Annotated in this window: 1 protein-coding gene; it reads left to right on the top strand. The window is 71.3% G+C overall.

The features are described from left to right. Positions 1–394, top strand: a 394-nt coding sequence (locus GTR02_RS22190; RefSeq protein ID WP_166609609.1) for an ATP-binding protein, incomplete at both ends; no start/stop codon positions are given.

Here is a 394-nt window from a genome sequence, read left to right as displayed (position 1 = left end):
GCTCGGGCCCGGCGAGCAGGCCGGCGCGGTGGAGGCGCTGCGCGTGCTGGACCAGGACTCCATCAAGGCCGCGATCCTGCGCAAGGCCTGCCGCACGCTGAAGGAGGCCTCCGAGGCCGCCTTCCGCCTGGGCGAGACCCTCAACACGATGGTCGTCTTCGACCAGGCGTGGCGCTACGCCCCGCCGCTGCACCTGGCCACCGACGAGGAGATCAAGGCCCTGTCGGCCGACCTGGCCGGCTACTTCCGCGACACCCGCAAGTTCGGCATCGGCTGGATGCTCATCAGCCAGTCGCCGCGCTCGGTGAACGCCGACTGCTGGGACCAGATGGCGGTGCGCCTCATGGGCTACGGCCTGGGCGGTGCGGACCTGGCCAAGGTCGCCGAGCAGATG

The sequence above is a fragment of the Kineococcus siccus genome (assembly GCF_009906795.1).
Taxonomy (GTDB): domain Bacteria; phylum Actinomycetota; class Actinomycetes; order Actinomycetales; family Kineococcaceae; genus Kineococcus; species Kineococcus siccus.
This window is presented reverse-complemented; position numbering and strand designations above follow the sequence as displayed.